Here is a 19,067-nt window from a genome sequence, read left to right as displayed (position 1 = left end):
ATCGAGTCGGGCAAACAGGGCGCACACTGAAGATGTCACTGGCATAACTGGCCAAAGGTAGACAGTGGGAGCGGGCTTGCCCGCGAAGCGCCGCGCGGGCGGCGCTCGATTTCAGCCTCACCCCAAAAACCAAGGCTAACCCTTCAAATCCTCCTACGCTTACCCAAGCTAGGAATGGTGGTCTGCGGTATCACCACTTCAACCCGCTCGCGCCGGGTGCTAGCCGCCAACCCCGCCAGGGTCGGCTGACTGAACAAGGTGCGCGCATCGACGTGCAACCCTGCCTGGCGCATACGCGCCACCAGGCTGACCGCCAGCAGCGAATGCCCCCCCAGCTCAAAGAAATTGTCTTCCCGCCCGACCCGTTCGATTTTCAGCACCTCGGTCCAGATGCCTGCCAGCGCCGCTTCCAGCTCCCCCTGCGGCGCCTGGTAGTCACGGCTGATCACCGCGTCCAGCCCCGGTGCCGGCAGTGCCCGGCGGTCGACCTTGCCGTTGGGGCTCAACGGCAACTGCGCCAGGGCGACGAACGCCTGGGGCACCATGTACTCGGGCATGCGTGCCAGCAGGTGGCTGCGCAGCACCTCAAGCGCAGGTGCAGGACGGGTGTCGCGACAGGTGAAATAGGCCACCAGGCGCTCTTCGCGCATCAGTACCACGCTTTGCCCGATGGCCGGGTGCGCCGCCAGCGCCGCTTCGATCTCGCCCAGTTCGACCCGCAACCCGCGCAGCTTGACCTGGAAGTCGTTACGGCCGACGAAGTCCAGCTCACCGTCCTGGCGGTAGCGCACCAGGTCACCGGTACGGTAAAGGCGATCGCCCTCGACGAAGGGGCTGGGTATGAAGCGTTCGGCCTGCAGCGCCGGCAACCCCAGGTAGCCACGAGCAACACCGACACCGCCAATGTGCAACTGCCCCACTGCGCCCAGCGGCACCGGGCGATCGTGCTCGTCAAGCAGGTAAAGGCGGGTGTTGGCGATGGGTCGGCCAATCGGCGGTGCCAGCGCAGGCAGCGGCTCATGCACCTGCAGGGTCCAGGCGGTGCTGTCCACTGTCGCCTCGGTGGGGCCGTAGACGTTGTGCACGCGCACCTTGGGCAGGCGCTCGCGCACGCTGCGCAGCAGTGCCAGGGTCAGCTCGCCGCCGCCGCAGAAGATATCGGTCAAACTGGTGCAGCGCTCGACACCGGGCTGCTCGAGGAACTGGTGCAACAGCGCTGGCACGAATTTCATCGTGGTGACCTGCCGCGCCTGGATCAACGCGACCAGGTACGCCGGGTCGCGGTGGCCGTCGGGGCGTGCCAGGACCAGGCGCAGGCCCGCGCACAGGGGCCAGAACAGCTCCCATACCGAGCCGTCGAAACTGAACGGCGCGCGTTGCAACAGCGCATCCCCAGGCTGCGGCGGGCAGATCTGCGAGCCCCAGTGCATCAGGTTGCACAGGCCACGGTGTTCGATCATCACACCCTTGGGCGTACCGGTGGAGCCGGAGGTGTACATCACATAGGCCAGTTGCGCAGGGCCCAGGCCCGGCACTGTCGGGTTTTCAGCGCTGCAGGCCTGCCAATCATCACGGTCCAGATCGAGGATCGGGAGCGATGCCGCGTCGAACAGGCCGAGGGTGGCGCCATGCACCAGCAGCACGGTCGGGGCGCTGTCCTCAAGCATGAACCGCAGGCGCTCGGCCGGATGGCCAGGGTCCAGTGGCACGTAGGCGCCACCGGCCTTGAGCACGCCGAGCAGTGCTACCAACATCGAAACGCCGCGTTCCACGCAAATGGCGACACGCAGGTCAGGGCCTACGCCCAGGGCAATCAGGCGATGAGCCAGCCGGTTGGCCTGGGCATTGAGCGTCTGGTAATCGAGGCTGGCGTCATCGGCCTGCAGCGCGATGGCCAGGGGCGTAAGCCTGACCTGTGCCTCGAACAGCGCGGGCAGCGTGGTGTCCAGCGGGCTTTGTCGGTCTTCGGTCTGGTTGAAGGTGTGCAGCAGTCGCTGCAACTCATCGGCTGGCACACTGCACAAGGCGTGCAGCGACTGGCTTTGAGCTTCGGTCTCTGCGAACTGACGCAAGGTCGTCAGCAAATAGCCCAGCACCCGTGGTGCGCCGACTGCACGCGGGGCGCGCAAGGCTAACTGCAGCGCCGCCCCGTCGTCATCCACGGTCAGCACCAGGCCGTGGCTCACGACCTCACTGGCCGCGACCAATTCGACCCCGGGGAGCACCTGCCCCTGTGGCAAGGCACCCTGGCGGTAGTTGATCAGGCTGTTGAAGAGCGGCGTGGCGGCTGGCAGGCCACTGCAGCGCTGGGCAAGCAACAACGGGGCGTCTTCGTGCCCGAGCAGATCGGCCAGGCGTGCATGGGTCAGCGCCAAGGCTTGGCTCAGCGAAGGGCCAGCCAGGCTGACGCGCAACGGCAAGCTGTTGATGAACATGCCCATGGCACGGTCGGCGCCCTTGCCGGCCGTGGCCCGGCCCAGCAACACGGTGCCGATCACTACCTCGTCACGGCCCGACAGGCTGCCCATTACCTGGGCCCAGGCCAGGTGCAGCAGGCTGGCGAGGCTCGCCCCGTTGTGCCGCGCCTGAGTACGCAGGCGATCAGCCAGCCCGTCTTCGAGTGTCACGGCATGGGTCTGCAAGTCGTGCTCGTCAACCGCCACCCCCCCCAGCCCGGCCACAGGCGCAGGGGGCTCTACCCCGGCCAGTTGCTCACGAAAGAATGCCTCATGACTGGCCTGGCGCTCGGCAGCGCCGCTGAGCGCCACATAGTCGCGGTACGGCACCGGAGGCGGTAACTGCTCGCCCTGCTCGTGCATAAAGGCTTGCAGTTCGCCGAGCAGCACCTGCAGTGACACCGCATCGTTGACCAGATGGTGGAAGCGCAACAGTCCCAGCCAGCGCCCATGGTCAGTATCTTCGGCAGTGACCAAGGCCATCATCGGTGCCTGGCGCAGGTCCAGCGGACGCTCTTGAGGATCATAGGCCGCGCACAACTGCGCCGCCGTCTCAGCCCCGGGCCGCTCGGCCACCCAGCTGTCTATCGGCAGGCGCGCCTGGCGCCAGACGACTTGTTGCGGCGAATCCAGCCCATCCCAGAGCAGGCTGGTGCGCAATATGTCATGCCGCTCGATCACCCGCTGCAAGGCATCGGCAAAGGCTTGCAGCTGCGCGCGATCGGCAAAGGCAAACAGCGCCTGCTGCTGATAGGGGTCTCGGGCATCCGTGACATGGTGGTACAACAGGCCTTGCTGCAAGGGGGCGAGCGGGTAGATTTCCTGCACATTGCCTGCACCGCCCGGCACAGTTGCGACGATGCGCTCGATGGCCGCCGGGTCCAACTCGGTGAGTTTGAGCATTGCAGGGGTAATCTGCTGGCACCCTGGCGGCACACCATTGCCAGGCACCGTTGCAGCTTCGCCTACGACCACGGCAGCCGCCAGGCTGGCCAGGGTCGACTGGCCGAACAACACCTGCACATTGGCTTGCAGGCCGAGCTGGCGCATGCGCTCGACCAGTTGCACCGCCAACAGCGAATGGCCGCCCAGCTCGAAGAAATGGTCCTGGCGCCCTACCCGCTCGACCTGCAGCAATTCGGCCCACAACAGCGCCAGTCGCTGCTCGATTTCACCAACCGGCGCTTCGTGTTCGCGGCGCACCTTGGCCGCCTCATCCGCTGCAGGCAAGGCGCGGCGGTCGAGCTTGCCGTTGGCGGTGAGCGGCCATTTGGCCAGGCTGACATAGGCGGTTGGCAGCAAGGCGGCGGGCAGCAGGTCACGCACATGCTCATGCAGTTCACGGGGCGTCACCGGCGCCTTGGCGATAAACCACGCCTGCAGTTGGCCTTCACGCAGCAGCACCACGCATTCACGCAGCGCCCCATGACTGGCGAGGGCGGCCTCGATCTCGGCCAGCTCGACACGCACACCACGTATTTTCACCTGATCGTCGTTGCGACCGAGGTACTCCAGGGTGCCGTCAGGCAGCCAGCGGACCAGGTCGCCGCTACGGTACATGCGGGCACCGGGCGCTGGGCTGTAGGGGTCGTCGAGAAAGCGTTCGGCGGTCTGTTCCGGCCGGTTCAGATAGCCACGCGCCACGCCGCTGCCGCCGATGTACAGCTCGCCAGCTGCACCGATCGGCAACAGCTGGCGTTGTTCATCGAGCACATACAGGCGGGTATTGGCGACTGGCCCACCGATATGCAGTGGCCGGCCCGCTTCGACCACGCCCGAGGTGGCCACCACCGTGGCTTCCGTGGGGCCATAGTTGTTGACCACCTGGTAGCGGCGTTCACGTGCCAGGCGGCGCAGGCGGTCACCGCCGATCAACAGGGTGTGCAGGGTCGGGTGCAGTTCGCCCTGGGCGAAGGCATGTTCGGCCACCGGGGTCGGCAGGAAGCTGACATCCAGCGGCTGCGCCCGCCACCAGCGCAGCAAGGCGTCGATATCCTCGGCACCGTCGCGCACGGGTGCCAGGTCCAGGGTCGCGCCACTGCACAAGGCCGGCCAGACTTCCCAGGCCATGGCGTCGAAACCGAATCCGGCCAGACTCGACTGGTGACGACCAGGCCCCAGATCGAAACGTTTGCAGTGCCAATCGACCAGGTTGGCCAGCATCCGGTGCTCCACCATCACGCCCTTGGGCAGGCCGGTGGAGCCCGAGGTATAGATCACATAGACCAGGTTGTGCGGCGCAAGCTGGGCCACTTCAGGTGCGTCATCGGTTGCCTCGGCCCATGACAGGCGGTCCAGCTCGATCTGCGGCAGGCCATGGGCAGGCAGCCGGCCGGTCAACCGCGATTGGGTCAGCACCACCCATGGCGCGCTGTCTTCAAGCAGGTAGGCCAGGCGCTCTTGCGGGTAAGCGGGGTCGATTGGAACGTAGGCGGCGCCCGCCTTGAGTGTCGCCAACAAGCCGACCAGGGTATCCAGGCCACGCTGGGCGATCACAGCAACCCGCAGATCTGGCCCGACACCCAACGCGATCAACTGCCGCGCCAGGCCGTTGGCCCGTCGATCGAGCTCGCCGTAGCTCAGGCTGTCGCCTTCATGCCGAGCGGCGACGGCCTGGGGCATAGCCTTGGCGTGGGCCTCGATGCGGCGGTGGATCAGCAGTTCATCATGCTGCGCCATCAGGGCCGCGCTGTTCCACTGGTGCAATTGTGCGTGTTCACTGACAGTTGGCAGGTCGAAGGCGCCAATGCTCAAGCCCGGCTGCTGCAACCCTTGCTCAATTACATGCACCAACCGAGCGGCCAGAGCGTCGACCTCCTCGGCGCTGAACCAGGCACGGCTGTACACCAGGTGCAGGCGAGCCTTGTCGCTGTGACTGTTGCTGCGCAAATGCACGCTCAGCGGCGTGGGTTCGTGGCCGTTGCAGACCATCACGGTGTGGCCGCTGCTATCGCCCATGCGCAGGGAGTTGTCGTCCTCCTCGAACGACACCATCAGCTCGAACAGCTGCGGGCGTTCCTCACGCAGGGCGCCGAGGGCCCGGTTCAACTCGCTCAGGGCGAAACGCTGATGGCGAAAATCCTGCTTCAGGGCATCACGGATCCCCTGCACCAGCTCGGCGAATGTGCGGCTGCGGCCGAAATCCATCCGCAGGGCGCTGACCTGGGTGAACAGCCCCATCGTCGACTTCAAACGGGCATTGCCACGGTTGCGCACCGGCAGGCCGACCACCCATTCGTCGCGCTGCCAGGTACGCGCGCAGCACACGTGCATGGCCGCCAGCAGCACGTGAAAGGCCGAGGCCTGCAGGTCCGCCCCCAAATGCCGCATACGCGCGAGCAAATCGGCCTCGAAGGGTTGTTCGAGAGCGGCACTTGGGTCATCGCTCAGCACCGCACCACGCTCGCGCGGTACCAGCAGTGCGTCGGGCAGTTGCTGGTATTTAGCCAGCCAGTAGTCGCGGTCACGGCCATGGCGAGGCGAGGCCTGATACTGCGCATCGTCGTCGATGAACTCACGATAGGACGGCGCGCAGGCGGGTAATGGCAGGCCTTGGCCGAGCAGCTCATAGGCATCGGCGATCTGCTTGAACCAAAGGTCCACGCCCCAGCCGTCGAGAATCAGGTGGTGCGCCTGCAGGGCCAACAGACAGCGCTGATCTTCCAGCCAGATCAACTGGGCACCCCACAAGGGGCCGCCCTCCAGGGGAAATACCTCTTGCATCCGATCCTTGAGCAAGCTGCGGGCAGCGTCCCATGGGGCGTCGGTGCCTCGAAGGTCATGTTCGCTCAATGCAACTTGCAGGTCGTCGGCAAAGCGCTGGCGTGGCACTCCCTGCCCGCCGACCAGCACCGTGCGCAAGCCGTCATGCACTGCCACCAGGTGCGTCAGGGCCGCACGCAGCCGCGCCACATCCACCGCCCCTTGCAGTTCGACATAAGCGCCTATGTTGTACAGCGGCGAGTCCCCGTGGCTGATCTGGTCGAGCCAGATATCGCGCTGGGCAACGGTCAGGGCAAAGGTTTCGGCGGCGGGCATGAGGGGCAGGTCCTTCTGGTTGATCATCCGCGGATTCAAGCACTGCCACCCTACCCTGTATGGCCCCTGAAACCCGGACACCCCGCAGGCTCATCCCCGCCAGCTTAAAAACATGTAGGAGATTTGCCATTGTCAGCAGCCGAGGATGGCCTACGCTCGGCTCGATCCTTCGGGATCCACCGCGAACTGACCGGTTTATGGCATCAATTCACTGGCTAGCTGCCGAAACAGCCTTGGTGCCGCTGCCCATATGCCGCTGTGTCCTACAGTGATTGCTGGCATTTTCTGTCCCGGTTTTCCACTACAGACTCAACAACCCGGTCGAGATTGAATAGCGCCATCACACCGCCCACCCCTCGGAGAACTCGAACGCGAGACCACCCGCCGTAACGTATTGAATCAAGGACGAAAAGGACTATGAAGCTGACCGCCAGCCTCGAACACCGCCCTGACCCTCAGCTGTACCTGCAACTGGGTGAATTGATCGCCAGCAGCGGTGCCGATGGATTTGCAGAGCAGATGTTTCACCTGGTCGACGCCCAAGTGCCGATCCACAGGCTCGACCTCAGCGAATGGACCCTCGACCCACGTCAGGCCAGTATCCGGCGTATCAAGCTGCTTGGCAGCGCCGGGGCTGAGCCACCGCCAAGTGAGAACACGCTGCGCCACCCGTTGCTGCGCAGCATCATGCAGATGCAAGACCCCCTGTTGATCGAGTTCAAGGCGCCGTCGGACGCCCACAGTGCCCACCAATGCCACCTGGTGTCGCGCAGTGGCGACCGCCGCTGGGTCATTTGCTTCCATCGCCTGCCCACCCAACGGGGCTTTACCCTGGCCGAACTGTCCCAGCTCAAGACCCTTTCCGACACCTTGCTGCCGCTGGTCGAGCACCATGGCCAGCGGCTGGGTCAGAGTCCCCCCCGCAGCGGCGCGCCCGCTTCGGAGCCGGACACCGGATCGCTGCGCCAATCCTTTGCCGAACGTCTGGCCCAGGAGGCGGTGAAGCTGTCCAGCCGAGAACAGGAAGTCTGCCTGGGCCTGCTTACCGGCGGCACTGTGCCCGAGATGGCACAACGCTTGAACGTGAAGAACAGCTCGATCGAAACCTACCTCAAGCGTGCCACCGCCAAACTGAGGGTCAGTGGCCGCCACGGCCTGACTAAATGGATGGCAGGCGCCTGACCGTGCGAGAACCGGTGATGCCCCGACATGCCCTTATCCTCTGCGCCGCCTTGCTGGGCGGCTGTTCTCTTGTGCCCGACTACCAGCGCCCGGCGGCACCGGTCAGCGAGCAGTTCCCGCAAGGGCCGGGGTATCAGGGCGACCTGCGGGCGCGCAGGCCGGCTCAGGACTGGCGACAGGTGTTTCAGGACCCGGTGCTGCGCCAGCTGATTGACAGCGCCCTGGCCAATAACCGCGACCTGCGCACGGCGGCGTTGAACGTCGAGGCCTACCGGGCGCAATACCGTATCCAGCGCGCCGACCTGCTGCCCAAGGTCAGCGCCGACGCCCAAGGCAAGCGTCAATACCTGCCGCGCAGCATGACCGGCACCGACCAGGGCGTGATCTCTTCGACCTACGCAGCGACCTTGGGCGTCAGCGCTTACGAACTCGATCTGTTCGGCCGGCTACGCAGCCTCAGCGATCAGGCGCTGCTCACCTACCTGGCCAGCGATCAGGCGCGGCGCAGTACACAATTGAGCCTGGTGGCGAGCGTGGCCAGCGTTTATCTGACCTGGCGCGCCGACCAGGAGCTGCTCACGCTGTCGCTGGATACCCTGGCCGCCGATGAACGCAGCCTGCGCCTCACCGTCAATCAGCGCCGTGCGGGTACGGTTTCGGCGCTGGACCAGATTCAGGCACGCACCAGTGTCGATAGCACCCGCGCTGCGGTGGCGCGCTACAAACGTCAGGTGGCCGAAGACCTCAATCAATTGACCTTGCTGGTGGGCGCGCCCGTAGACGACAGCCTGGCCGCCCTGCCCCTGGCCGCCGAGCAGATCGCCGGCCTGCCCGCTGGCCTGCCCTCGGACCTGCTGCACCGCCGCCCGGACATTCTCCAGGCCGAATTTCAGCTGCAAGCGGCCAATGCCAACATCGGTGCAGCGCGGGCGGCGTTCTTCCCCAGCATCAGCCTGACCGCCAACGCCGGCACCACCAGCCCGCAGCTCGATGGCCTGTTCGACGCGGGCACTGGTACCTGGCTGTTCCAACCCCAGATCAGCCTGCCGATCTTCACCGCCGGGAGCCTGAGCGCGAGCCTGGACTATGCGCAGCTGCAGAAGGATATCCAGGTGGCCCAATACGAAAAGGCCATCCAGGGCGCGTTTCAGGAAGTCGCCGACGGGCTGGCGGCACGCGCGACCTACCAACGCCAATTGCAGGCCCAGCGCGAGCTGGTGGCGTCCAACCAGCGTTACTACAACCTGGCCGAGCACCGTTACCGCATTGGCGTGGACAGCAGCCTGACGTTCCTTGATGCGCAACGTTCACTGTTCAGCGCGCAGCAGGGGTTGATCGGCGATCGGCTGGCACAATTGGTGGCGGAGGTGAACCTGTATGCAGCGTTGGGTGGGGGGTGGCAGGAAGCCGAGGTCTCCAGCACGTCGATGTGATGGGCCGCAGTGCCTGCCGTTACGGGTCTAGACTGAACTGACAAGATCAACAGGCATGAACCGGGGGGCTGCCCACACGTGGAGGTGTGCGATGAGCCAGTTCAAGCGTTTGTTCGTCATGCTCGGCCCGCAGATGCGTTACACGCCAGCGCTGCAGCGCGCGGCGGCTTTGGCTGAATCCAGCGGCGCACTGCTGGATATCAATGTGTTCGTCGACGACGTCGACACGTTTGGTTTGATGAGCGACGGCCGCGAACGCGAGCGGCTACTGGCCGACAACCGCCAATGGCTGGCCGACGCCACCGAGCAGTTGCGCAATGCCGGCCTGGATGTGTCTACCGAGCTGCTGCTGACGCGCGACCCGCTGGGCAGCGTGATAGAGCGAATCGAGCAACAGGGCTGCGACCTGCTGGTCAAGGACGTGCAGCACGAGCCGGTACTCAAGCGCCTGCTGGTCACGCCACTGGACTGGCAGCTGCTCAAGGACAGCCCGGTGGCCGTGCACCTGGTCAGCGACATCCGCCTGCCGCTGCCACGGCAGATCGCGGCGGCGGTAGACCTCAACAGCGTGGGTGCTGGCGAACACCTCGACGAGCAGGTGATTCACTGCGCCCATGCCCTGGCCCTGCAATGCAACGCCGAGCTGCATCTGATGCATGTGTGCGATGCGGCAAAGACCCACATCGCCGACTTCGGCGCCGGCACGGTGACCATGCCCGGTTTCGAAAGCAGCGTGCGCACCTCGCAACGGGCGGCATTCAATCGCCTGGGCGACCATCATCAAATCCCCCTGGAGCGTCGGCACTTCCTGGAAGGGGGCGCCATTCGGGCGATTGCCCAGTTCGTCAGCCATAGCCGGGTGGATGTGATCGTGATGGGCAGCCACCGGCATGACGCCATGCAAACCTTCCTCGGTGGGACCACGGCGCATGTCGTGGAGCATCCGCTATGTAACGTGCTGGCGATCAAAGGGCTGGGCTGACGCTTCATTTGCGCCGGTAAGATCGAGCGACAGGGGAACGCCGCTCGATCCCGGCTATGCAACCCGAGTTCAGAAAGCCCTGCTGTAGAACAGCGAGTAAGACTCGATGCCGTCGTTTGGCTGCTTGATACCGGCATTCGAGTAGTGCATCGCGCGAATGCCGACTTTTTGCTCCCCTGGCAACTTCAGGCCAAAGCCGATACGGTCCTCGAAGTTGAATGCCGAGCCCATGCGCTGATCGCCGACGTCGGTCTTGGAGAATGCCGCCAGGCCGATACCGGCCTCGATGTACGGGGTGTAGGTAAAGCCGCTGAACTCGTAGGTGAACACCGGGCTGAACGACAGCGAATGGGCTCCGCTGGCGTCACCGCCTTCCCAGTAGGTGTAGGCAGCATCCCAATAGCCGCTCACATAGCCAGTGCTACTTTCCAGCCACTTCTTGTTCCAGTCGAAAGCCAAGCCGATACGGTAGGTCATATCCCCTTGACCAGTAGCGCCCACGGCGCCCGAAATCTGTGCGGCCTGGGCCAGGTTGGCCCCGGCAAAAGCCAATACGGCAGCCGCCAGTGCAGTGGCGAGACGGGTTTTCATCGATGACTTCTCCTGATGGTCAACACGGGCAAGCGGAGGCTTTTCGCCTCTCGATTTTTACGGTGGCCGATGCATCCAATCGGTCACACGAGGTAATACTTTTCTGATTATTGACTAGATAAACAGAAAGTTGAAAGTTAAATGGCTCTCATCTGCCTGGTTTTGAAGTTCTAGCGCCCTTTAGATCGAGCGCCGCCCGCGCGGCGCATCGCGAGCAACGCTCGCTCCTACGTTTGTTTCGGGCCAGTAACGTCAGTGACAGGCGCGCGCGGCCGCTTTGTTGGTACGACGCGATACCGCGCCATGCGACAAAGCGTTCGCGCGCAAATGTCACTGGTCAAATTGGCTCGAAACAAACGTAGGAGCGAGCGTTGCTCGCGATGCGCCGCGCGGGCGGCGCTCGATCTCATAGGCGCAGCAGACCTCATGGTATACCTAATGGTCACCCCGCGCGCCGCTCCTCAAGCAGTTTCACGAACATGCTCAGGCTGCGCGACACCGTCCCCCGGCGCCACACCAGCCAGGTCTTGAGGTATCGGAAATCCTCCGACATCGGCCAGGCGCTGACCGTGCTGCAACCTGGCATGTTGTCGAGCATGCTGCGCGGCAACATGGCCAGCCCTGCCCCGGCGCTGACGCAGGCAAGCATGCCGTGGTACGACTCCATCTCGTGGATCTTGCCAGGCACTGCCTGGTCCTGGACGAACCAGTTCTCGAAATGGTGGCGGTACGAGCAGTTGGCGCGGAAGGCGTAGATGCTCGCGCCATTGACGTCCTGGGCACGGCTTACCGGGGCGTGGTTGAGCGGCGAGATGACCACCATCTCTTCTTCGAACACCGGCATGCCTTCGAGCGTCGGGTGCAACAGCGGGCCATCGACGAAAGCCGCTACCAGGCGCCCGGACAACACGCCTTCGAGCATGGTCCCGGACGGGCCGGTGGACAGGTCGAGGTCGACCTTGGGGTAACGCTGGTTGTAGGCCGCCAACAATGCCGGGATGCGCACTGCCGCCGTACTCTCCAGTGACCCCAGAGCGAAGGTGCCCTGCGGGTCTTCGCCGGCCACCGTCAACCGCGCCTCATGCACCAGGTCGAGAATGCGCCGGGTGTATTCGAGGAAGTTCCAGCCAGCGGGCGACAGGCGCAGGCGGCTCTTCTCGCGGATGAACAGCTCGACGCCAAGGTCTTCTTCCAGTTGCTTGATGCGCGTGGTCAGGTTGGACGGTACCCGATGAATATGCTGGGCAGCGGCGCTGATGCTCCCCTGCTCGGCCACGGCCTTGAAGATCTCCAGTTGCACCAGGTCCACAGTCATTCTCCAAACGTGAATGTTTCGCTCATTATTATTCAGTTTTCATTAAACCCCTAGCCCACTAGTCTGGCCTCACTGATTAACAACAACGAGTATCCAGCCATGAGCCAGATCAGCAGCCTGACCCACGCCATCTCCCTCGACCCGCACAGCGGCGAGCAGATCGGCAGCTACCCGTTCGACACCAACGCCGCATTGGAAGCGGCGCTGCAACGTGCCAAGGCTGGCTATCGCCAGTGGCGCCAGGTGTCGCTGGGTCAGCGCAGCGAGTTCCTGATGGCCCTGGCCGACACCCTGCAGGCCAAGGCCGAAACATTCGCGCAAATGATCAGCCGGGAAATCGGCAAGCCGATCAGCCAGGCCCGTGGCGAAGTGAGCAAGTGCGTCGGCCTGTGCCAGTGGTATGCCGAGCACGGCCCGGCAATGCTCGCCGCTGAACCGACCCAGGTTGAAAAAGCACGCATCGAATACCGCCCACTGGGCCCGATTCTGGCGGTGATGCCGTGGAACTTCCCGATCTGGCAAGTACTGCGGGGCGCCGTGCCGGCGATCCTGGCCGGTAACACCTATGTGCTCAAGCACGCGCCAAACGTGATGGGCAGCGCCTACCTGCTGGGCGAGCTGTTCAAGGACGCCGGACTGCCTGAAGGCGTGTTCGAGGTGCTCAACGTCACCCCGGAGGGCGTCACCCGCGCCATCAACGATCCACGCATCGCCGCCGTGACCCTCACCGGCAGTGTGCGCGCCGGTATGGCCATCGGTGCCCAGGCCGGCGCCGCACTGAAGAAGTGCGTACTCGAACTCGGCGGCTCCGACCCGTTCATCGTGCTGGCCGACGCCGACCTGGATGCGGCGGTCAAGGCTGCCGTGATTGGCCGTTACCAGAACACCGGGCAAGTTTGCGCCGCCGCCAAGCGCCTGATCGTCGAAGAAAGCATCGCCGAAGCATTCACCAGCAAGTTCGTCGAGGCGACGCGCCAGCTGAAAGTCGGCAACCCGCTGGAAGATGACACCTACATCGGCCCGATGGCCCGCTATGACTTGCGCGACGAGCTCGATGGCCAGGTCCAGGCGACCTTGGCCGAAGGTGCCACGCTACTGCTGGGCGGCAACAAGATCGAGGGCGTGGGCAACTTCTATGCACCGACCGTGTTCGCCAACGTCACCCCGGAAATGACCGCATTCAAGCAGGAGCTGTTCGGCCCGGTAGCGGCGATCATCACCGCCCGCGATGCCGAACATGCCGTGGACCTGGCCAACGACAGCGAATTCGGCCTGGCGGCGACCATCTACACCGCAGACTACGCCCTGGCCGAGCGCATGACCGCAGCGTTGGATACCGGTGGCGTGTTCATCAATGGTTACTGCGCCTCCGACCCCCGTGTGGCCTTCGGTGGGGTGAAGAAGAGTGGTTTCGGGCGCGAGCTGTCGCACTTTGGGGTGCGGGAGTTCACCAATGCGCAGACGGTGTGGCTGGATCGTAACTGATTGCATTGCTGGGGCTGCAAAGCAGCCCCAAAAATCTCAATCGCGGACCTGGTCCTTGACCCAGTCCAGCATCCCGCCCGGCACGATCAACTCATGCCGCGCCCGCGAACACGCGGTATACAACCCCGCCAGCATCCTCGCCCGTTCATTGCGATTACCCGCCGTTACCGGCGCGACCATCAGCTCCGGCGACACCATCACCCGGGCGAACTCCATGTTCTTCACATCCCGTACGCGGCCCAGGAACAGCTTGGGCGCCTTGTCCCAGCGGTAACGGCTCTTGGCCTTGGCGAAGTGCTCCGGCGTATAGCCCTTGCGCAGCATGTTGGCCACGGCGACGAAGGCCTTGTCATCGCCCTTGTCCTGCTCCAGTGCCTGCCAGCTGGGGTAGCGGAACAGCATCGGGTGACGTGGTCGCGTACCGTGACGGTACAACTCGATGCAATCCTCGACGAACAGCTCGAAGTCCTTGCGCGCGCTTTTCAGCAGCACGAACGGCACGCCCTGGTGGGTCAGGCGCTGGAACCAGCCGAACAGCCCCCACTCGTCATCGACGATCAACGCGGTAGGCTGCGAGGGTACCGTCACGGTGTCGAAGAAGCTGACCCGGGTGTAATGCTCGGCACTGCCGCTGAAGGCGGCCTGGATAGCCGCCGGGTGCGCCTGGATCAAGGGATTCAGCACGCTGTCCATGGCCGGCCCGGCCCGCAGCGAATGGTCGATGTAGCGCTGGCGGATGAAACCGCCATGGTGGGGGCTCAGGCCATTGAGGTTCTGCAGTTCGTCACCCAGGGCGATGACCGACTGCGGGCTGCGGTCGAGCACACTGAGCATCGGCGCCGACAGCTCATGGGCCTCGTCGACGATCACGTGGGTGTAACGGCTGTCGATCAGCTCCGCCGTCAGCGACAGCAGCTTGACCCGATGGTAATCGCGCACGGGCAGCTGCACCTCACGCGATGAAGGGCGGATCAGCTCCTGCCAATACAGGCGGGCCTTCTCCAGCAGCACTTGCTGGTCCAGCGGCGAGGTACCGGGGCCGGCCCAGGGCAGATGGTGCAGCTGCAATTGGCTGTCACCGCTGCGGCAGAAGCTGCGCACGGCCTTGATGCACAGGGCCACCACATCGCGCGCGGCCAGTGGGCCGATGTCGGGGATGGCGAGCCATTTCACCACCTGTGCTTCCTGCGGGCGCCACGACAGCTTGGTGCGGTAAGGGTCGCGCAGGCGCCAGCCGTTGCTGGTCAGGTCGCGGTTGAGGATCTGGTCGGCCAACTGGCCGAAAGTCATCGCCGTATACGCCGCAGCATCCTTGACCCGCGCCTGCAGAGCTCGCAGCTGGCCTTCGGTGAGGGCCAGCAGCAAGGTGCGCTGCGGATCGAGCAGGCGTGCGAACTGGTGGATCAGGAAGGTCTTGCCAGTGCCGGCAAAGCCCTGCACCGCCACTGATTCGTCCACACCCGAGAGAAACTCGCGCAACAGCCGGTTCTGCTGATCACTGAGCAGCAGATCGCTTGCCAGTGAGGGCAGGTACACCGGGTGCAACGGCGTTACCCGCTGGCGGTAACTGTCGGCGAACTGGAAATTCCATTGCCCCTCGGCATCCTGGAACTCATCTGCCGTGTATTCGACCTCTGGCGAGACCAGCGCTACCCCGTTCTCGCCCAGCATACCGAGCCCCATGGCGAACGCCTCGCGGTCGAAATGCTGTGCCACCTGGCCTTGGAAACGCCCAGGGGCAGCCAGTTGCACTTCATTGGCAATGCGCACGATTTCTGCAAAACGCCGCTCTTGCGCATCGGCAGAGACGTTGCCAGGTTGCCGTGGCAGGTTCTGCACGAACAACACCGCAGCAGCCTCGGTCAGGCTGGCGGTGTGAAAGAAGTCAGTGGGTTCGCTGGCCAGGCGGTCGGCCTGGTCGCTGGGCAAAGGCAGGTAGAACATCGCAACCTCGGGTGGAAACTGCCTGGCACGATAGCAGGTTTCAGGCCCGTCTGCGCCGCAGCGTCTCGCTCGGAAATTCCTTGAACAATTGCCTGTAACTCTCTGAAAACCTCCCCAAATGCCAGAACGACCAACGCATGGCGATTTCGGCCACGGTTATTTCGCCACCGCGCAGCAGGTCACGCCGGGCACCGTTGAGGCGGCGTAATCGCAACCATTGCGCTGGCGGCATGCCGGTAAAGGCCTTGAATGCCTGTTGCAACTGGCGCAGAGAAACGCCCGCAACATCGGCCAACTCCATCAAATTCAGTGTTTCTTCCGGGCAATCAGCGGCCCACTCGCTGACCCGCTGCATGATCGCCCGCTCCTCCCCGCGACGCCCCAGTGCACCACCTTTCAGCCGCTGGCAGGCGTTATCCAGGATGAACAGGCAGTCCTCAAGCAGCTGCTCGGCCAGCGCCTGCCCTTCCAGCGGGCAGTCGGCCTGGCCAAGCCGGGTCAGAGTGGCACTGAGCCAACTGCCGAACAGCGCGTTCTGGCCACTGCCCAGCGGCACCATGAACAGGCCTTCGAGGCGTTGCGGGTCAAGCCCATGGCGCGCCAGGAAGGCCTGGTCGAACACCACAGCGACTTCCTGGTAATTCTCCGGTGTGATCCAGATGTTGCGACTCTGCTCGTTGAGCAGGTACAGGCTGTTCTCGCTGCGGTCGAAGCAGAACGCCAGCGAACCGCTTGGGGCGCGGAAGAACTGTTCGACCCGGGTGTTCAGGCGTTCTTCGTACACCTCCACGCCATCGAGCCCCAGACATCGCAGCTCGCCGCTGAAATGCCCTGGCGACATCTGCCGGTACTGCTGTTGCCAACCGGGGGTGGCACGCACCTGCTCGGTCACATCGGTGGTGTGGAAAGCCTGGACCTGCAAGGCGTTGGGCGTTGTCACGCTTTGTCCTATTTGCACTCTTTTGGTGCATTCATTGCCGAAGAAAATGGATAGATCGCCCCGGGGGGCTGCGACCAAGATAGTCGCCAGCGCATCACCTGGGAAGGGCTGACTATTTCGAATGCCAGTAACGGCCTTCGCGGGCAAGCCCGCTCCCACAATAAAACCCAACCAAGAGGTCTGTATGAACGCCCCCTTCGATCAGCTCTCCACCTGGCTGAAAGAACACCGGATCACCGAAGTCGAATGCGTGATCAGCGACCTGACCGGCATCGCCCGCGGCAAGATTGCGCCGACCGCCAAGTTCCTCCACGAGCGTGGCATGCGCCTGCCAGAAAGCGTGCTGCTGCAGACCGTTACCGGCGACTACGTCGATGACGATATCTACTACAGCCTGCTCGATGCCGCCGACATCGACATGGTCTGCCGCCCCGACCCCACGGCGGTGTACCAGATCCCCTGGGCCATCGAACCTACCGCGATCGTCATTCACGACACCTTCGACAAACAGGGCAACCCGATCGAGCTGTCGCCGCGCAACGTGCTGAAGAAGGTGCTCAAGCTGTATGCCGACAAGGGCTGGCAGCCAATCGTCGCGCCGGAGATGGAGTTCTACCTGACCCAGCGCTGCGAAGACCCGGACTTGCCGCTGCAAGTACCGCTGGGCCGCTCGGGCCGCGCTGAAAGCGGGCGTCAGTCGTTCTCGATCGACGCCGCCAACGAATTCGATCCGCTGTTCGAAGACGTTTACGACTGGTGCGAACTGCAAGGCCTGGACCTCGACACGCTGATCCACGAAGACGGCCCGGCGCAGATGGAGATCAACTTCCGCCACGGCGACGCGCTGGATCTGGCCGACCAGATCACCGTGTTCAAGCGCACCATGCGCGAAGCAGCGCTCAAGCACAACGTCACCGCCACCTTCATGGCCAAGCCGATCACCGATGAGCCGGGCAGCGCCATGCACCTGCACCAGAGCGTGGTCGACATTGCCACCGGCAAGCCGGTGTTCGCCAATGACGATGGCAGCATGAGCGAGCTGTTCCTGCACCATATCGGCGGCCTGCAGAAGTACATCCCCAAGCTGCTGCCGATGTTCGCACCCAACGTCAACTCGTTCCGCCGCTTCCTGCCGGACACCTCAGCACCGGTCAACGTCGAGTGGGGCGAGGAAAACCGTACCGCCGGTTTACGAGTACCGACTTCCAGTCCCGAGGCGATGCGCGTGGAAAACCGCCTGCCGGGCGCCGACGCCAACCCTTACCTGGCGATCGCCGCGAGCCTGCTGTGCGGCTACCTGGGCATGGTCGAGAAGATTGACCCAAGTGCGCCGGTGCAGGGCCGCGCCTACGAACGGCGCAACCTGCGCCTGCCGATCACCATCGAGGACGCCCTGCAGCACATGGAAGATTGCGAGACCGTGCAGCAGTACCTGGGCAAGCAGTTCGTCCAGGGCTACGTGGCAGTCAAGCGTGCCGAGCATGAAAACTTCAAGCGTGTGATCAGTTCGTGGGAGCGTGAATTCCTACTGCTCAGCGTCTGATCGCCTGGGGCGCATGTGCGCCCCTCCTACACCGAACTCGAAGAACAAGACCAAAGAGGTGTCGACATGCGTCATCTGCAAACCCTGATTCCCGCAGCATTCACCCTGCTGTTCGGTGCAGCCGCCCAGGCCCAGCCCACCGTCAGCGTGTACAACTGGACCGACTATATAGGTGACACGACGCTGGCCGACTTCCAGGCCGCCAGCGGGATCAAGGTCGTGTATGACGTGTTCGATTCCAACGAAACCCTTGAAGGCAAGCTACTCGCCGGCCGCACCGGCTACGACGTGGTCGTGCCCTCGAACCATTTCCTCGCTCGCCAGGCCCAGGCCGGCGCCTTCCTGCCACTGGACCGCAGCAAGCTGCCGAACTGGAAGCACCTGGACCCCAAGCTGCTCGAGCAGCTTGAACAGAACGACCCCGGCAACCAGTACGCGGTGCCGTACCTGTGGGGCACCAACGGCATCGGCTATAACGTCGAGAAGGTCAAGGCGGTGCTGGGGATCGAGCGCATCGATTCCTGGGCGGTGCTGTTCGAGCCCGAGAACCTGAAAAAACTCAAGCAATGCGGCGTGGCGTTCATGGATTCTCCCGACGAGTTGTTCCCGGCCATCCTCAACTACATGGGGATGAATCCACGCAGCGAGAAGGCCGACGACTACAAGAAGGCCGAAGCCCGGCTGCTGCAGCTGCGCCCCTACATCACCTACTTCCACTCTTCCAAATACGTTTCTGACCTGGCCAACGGAGATGTCTGCGTGGCCTTCGGTTACTCCGGCGACGTGCTGCAGGCTGCGCACCGAGCCGAAGAAGCCGGCAACGGCGTCAAGATCGCCTATAGCATTCCCAAGGAAGGCAGCAATCTATGGTTCGACCTGCTGGCCATTCCCAAGGATTCCAAAAACCCCGAGCAGGCGCTGGCGTTCATCAACTACCTGCTTGACCCGAAGGTGATCGCCAAGGTCAGCGCCACGGTCGGTTACGCCAACGCCAACCCGGATGCCAAGGCCGACATGGATCCGGCCCTGGTGAACAACCCTGAAATCTATCCACCTCAAGATGTGCTGGACAAACTCTATGTCTCCACCATGCAGAGCCCGCCGATCCTGCGGCAAATGACCCGCTCCTGGAGCAAGATCAAGTCCAACCGCTGAGCC

The 19,067-nt window shown here is 63.9% G+C and carries 11 protein-coding genes; 6 read left to right on the top strand and 5 right to left on the bottom strand.

The window, feature by feature from the left end:
• Positions 1-143 precede the first annotated feature (143 nt).
• The gene (locus ACIPZF_RS15080) at positions 144-6,521 is read right to left on the bottom strand and encodes an amino acid adenylation domain-containing protein (protein WP_400800685.1); all 6,378 of its coding nucleotides are present in this window, start codon (positions 6,519-6,521) and stop codon (positions 144-146) included.
• Positions 6,522-6,911: 390 nt separating this feature from the next.
• Here ACIPZF_RS15080 and ACIPZF_RS15075 point away from each other — a divergent pair, with 390 nt between their 5' ends.
• From ACIPZF_RS15075 to ACIPZF_RS15065, 3 genes are all read left to right on the top strand, one after another.
• On the top strand, positions 6,912-7,676 hold the full coding sequence (locus tag ACIPZF_RS15075; RefSeq protein WP_400800682.1) for a helix-turn-helix transcriptional regulator: 765 nt from the start codon (positions 6,912-6,914) through the stop codon (positions 7,674-7,676).
• A gap of 17 nt (positions 7,677-7,693) precedes the next feature.
• A complete protein-coding gene (locus tag ACIPZF_RS15070) occupies positions 7,694-9,109 on the top strand; it encodes an efflux transporter outer membrane subunit (RefSeq protein WP_400800680.1) in 1,416 nt (471 codons plus the stop codon).
• A 91-nt stretch (positions 9,110-9,200) separates the two neighbouring features.
• Complete coding sequence (locus ACIPZF_RS15065; protein ID WP_400800678.1) at positions 9,201-10,091, top strand: universal stress protein; 891 nt, start codon at positions 9,201-9,203, stop codon at positions 10,089-10,091.
• A 69-nt stretch (positions 10,092-10,160) separates the two neighbouring features.
• Here ACIPZF_RS15065 and ACIPZF_RS15060 read toward each other — a convergent pair whose 3' ends face one another.
• Together ACIPZF_RS15060 and ACIPZF_RS15055 are read right to left on the bottom strand one after the other, a co-directional pair.
• Positions 10,161-10,682: an acyloxyacyl hydrolase gene (locus ACIPZF_RS15060; protein WP_400800676.1), complete on the bottom strand. Its 522-nt coding sequence runs from the start codon at positions 10,680-10,682 to the stop codon at positions 10,161-10,163.
• A 442-nt stretch (positions 10,683-11,124) separates the two neighbouring features.
• On the bottom strand, positions 11,125-11,991 hold the full coding sequence (locus tag ACIPZF_RS15055; RefSeq protein ID WP_400801242.1) for a LysR family transcriptional regulator: 867 nt from the start codon (positions 11,989-11,991) through the stop codon (positions 11,125-11,127).
• A gap of 105 nt (positions 11,992-12,096) precedes the next feature.
• On the opposite strand from ACIPZF_RS15055, the gene ACIPZF_RS15050 reads away from it, so the two are divergent.
• Positions 12,097-13,482: an aldehyde dehydrogenase family protein gene (locus tag ACIPZF_RS15050; RefSeq protein ID WP_400800673.1), complete on the top strand. Its 1,386-nt coding sequence runs from the start codon at positions 12,097-12,099 to the stop codon at positions 13,480-13,482.
• 36 nt (positions 13,483-13,518) lie between these two features.
• Here the strand turns inward: ACIPZF_RS15050 and ACIPZF_RS15045 are convergent, their stop codons facing one another.
• Together ACIPZF_RS15045 and ACIPZF_RS15040 are read right to left on the bottom strand one after the other, a co-directional pair.
• Positions 13,519-15,426 carry a hypothetical protein gene (locus ACIPZF_RS15045; RefSeq protein WP_400800672.1) on the bottom strand — a complete coding sequence of 636 codons (1,908 nt, stop codon included), beginning with the start codon at positions 15,424-15,426 and terminating at the stop codon, positions 13,519-13,521.
• Positions 15,427-15,466: 40 nt separating this feature from the next.
• Positions 15,467-16,366 carry a helix-turn-helix domain-containing protein gene (locus ACIPZF_RS15040; RefSeq protein WP_400800669.1) on the bottom strand — a complete coding sequence of 300 codons (900 nt, stop codon included), beginning with the start codon at positions 16,364-16,366 and terminating at the stop codon, positions 15,467-15,469.
• Between the two features lie 184 nt (positions 16,367-16,550).
• Between ACIPZF_RS15040 and ACIPZF_RS15035 the strand changes: the two genes are divergently transcribed.
• Together ACIPZF_RS15035 and ACIPZF_RS15030 are read left to right on the top strand one after the other, a co-directional pair.
• Positions 16,551-17,909, top strand: a complete 1,359-nt coding sequence (locus tag ACIPZF_RS15035) for a glutamine synthetase family protein (protein WP_400800666.1) — start codon at positions 16,551-16,553, stop codon at positions 17,907-17,909.
• Positions 17,910-17,975: 66 nt separating this feature from the next.
• Positions 17,976-19,064 (top strand): polyamine ABC transporter substrate-binding protein, encoded by a 1,089-nt coding sequence (locus ACIPZF_RS15030; protein WP_400800663.1) that lies wholly within the window; start codon positions 17,976-17,978, stop codon positions 19,062-19,064.
• Positions 19,065-19,067 lie beyond the last annotated feature (3 nt).

Source organism: Pseudomonas sp. NPDC089752 (genome assembly GCF_044748725.1).
Taxonomy (GTDB): Bacteria; Pseudomonadota; Gammaproteobacteria; order Pseudomonadales; family Pseudomonadaceae; genus Aquipseudomonas.
The sequence above is the reverse complement of the archived record's forward strand: the minus strand, read 5'-3'. Positions and strand labels throughout refer to the sequence as shown.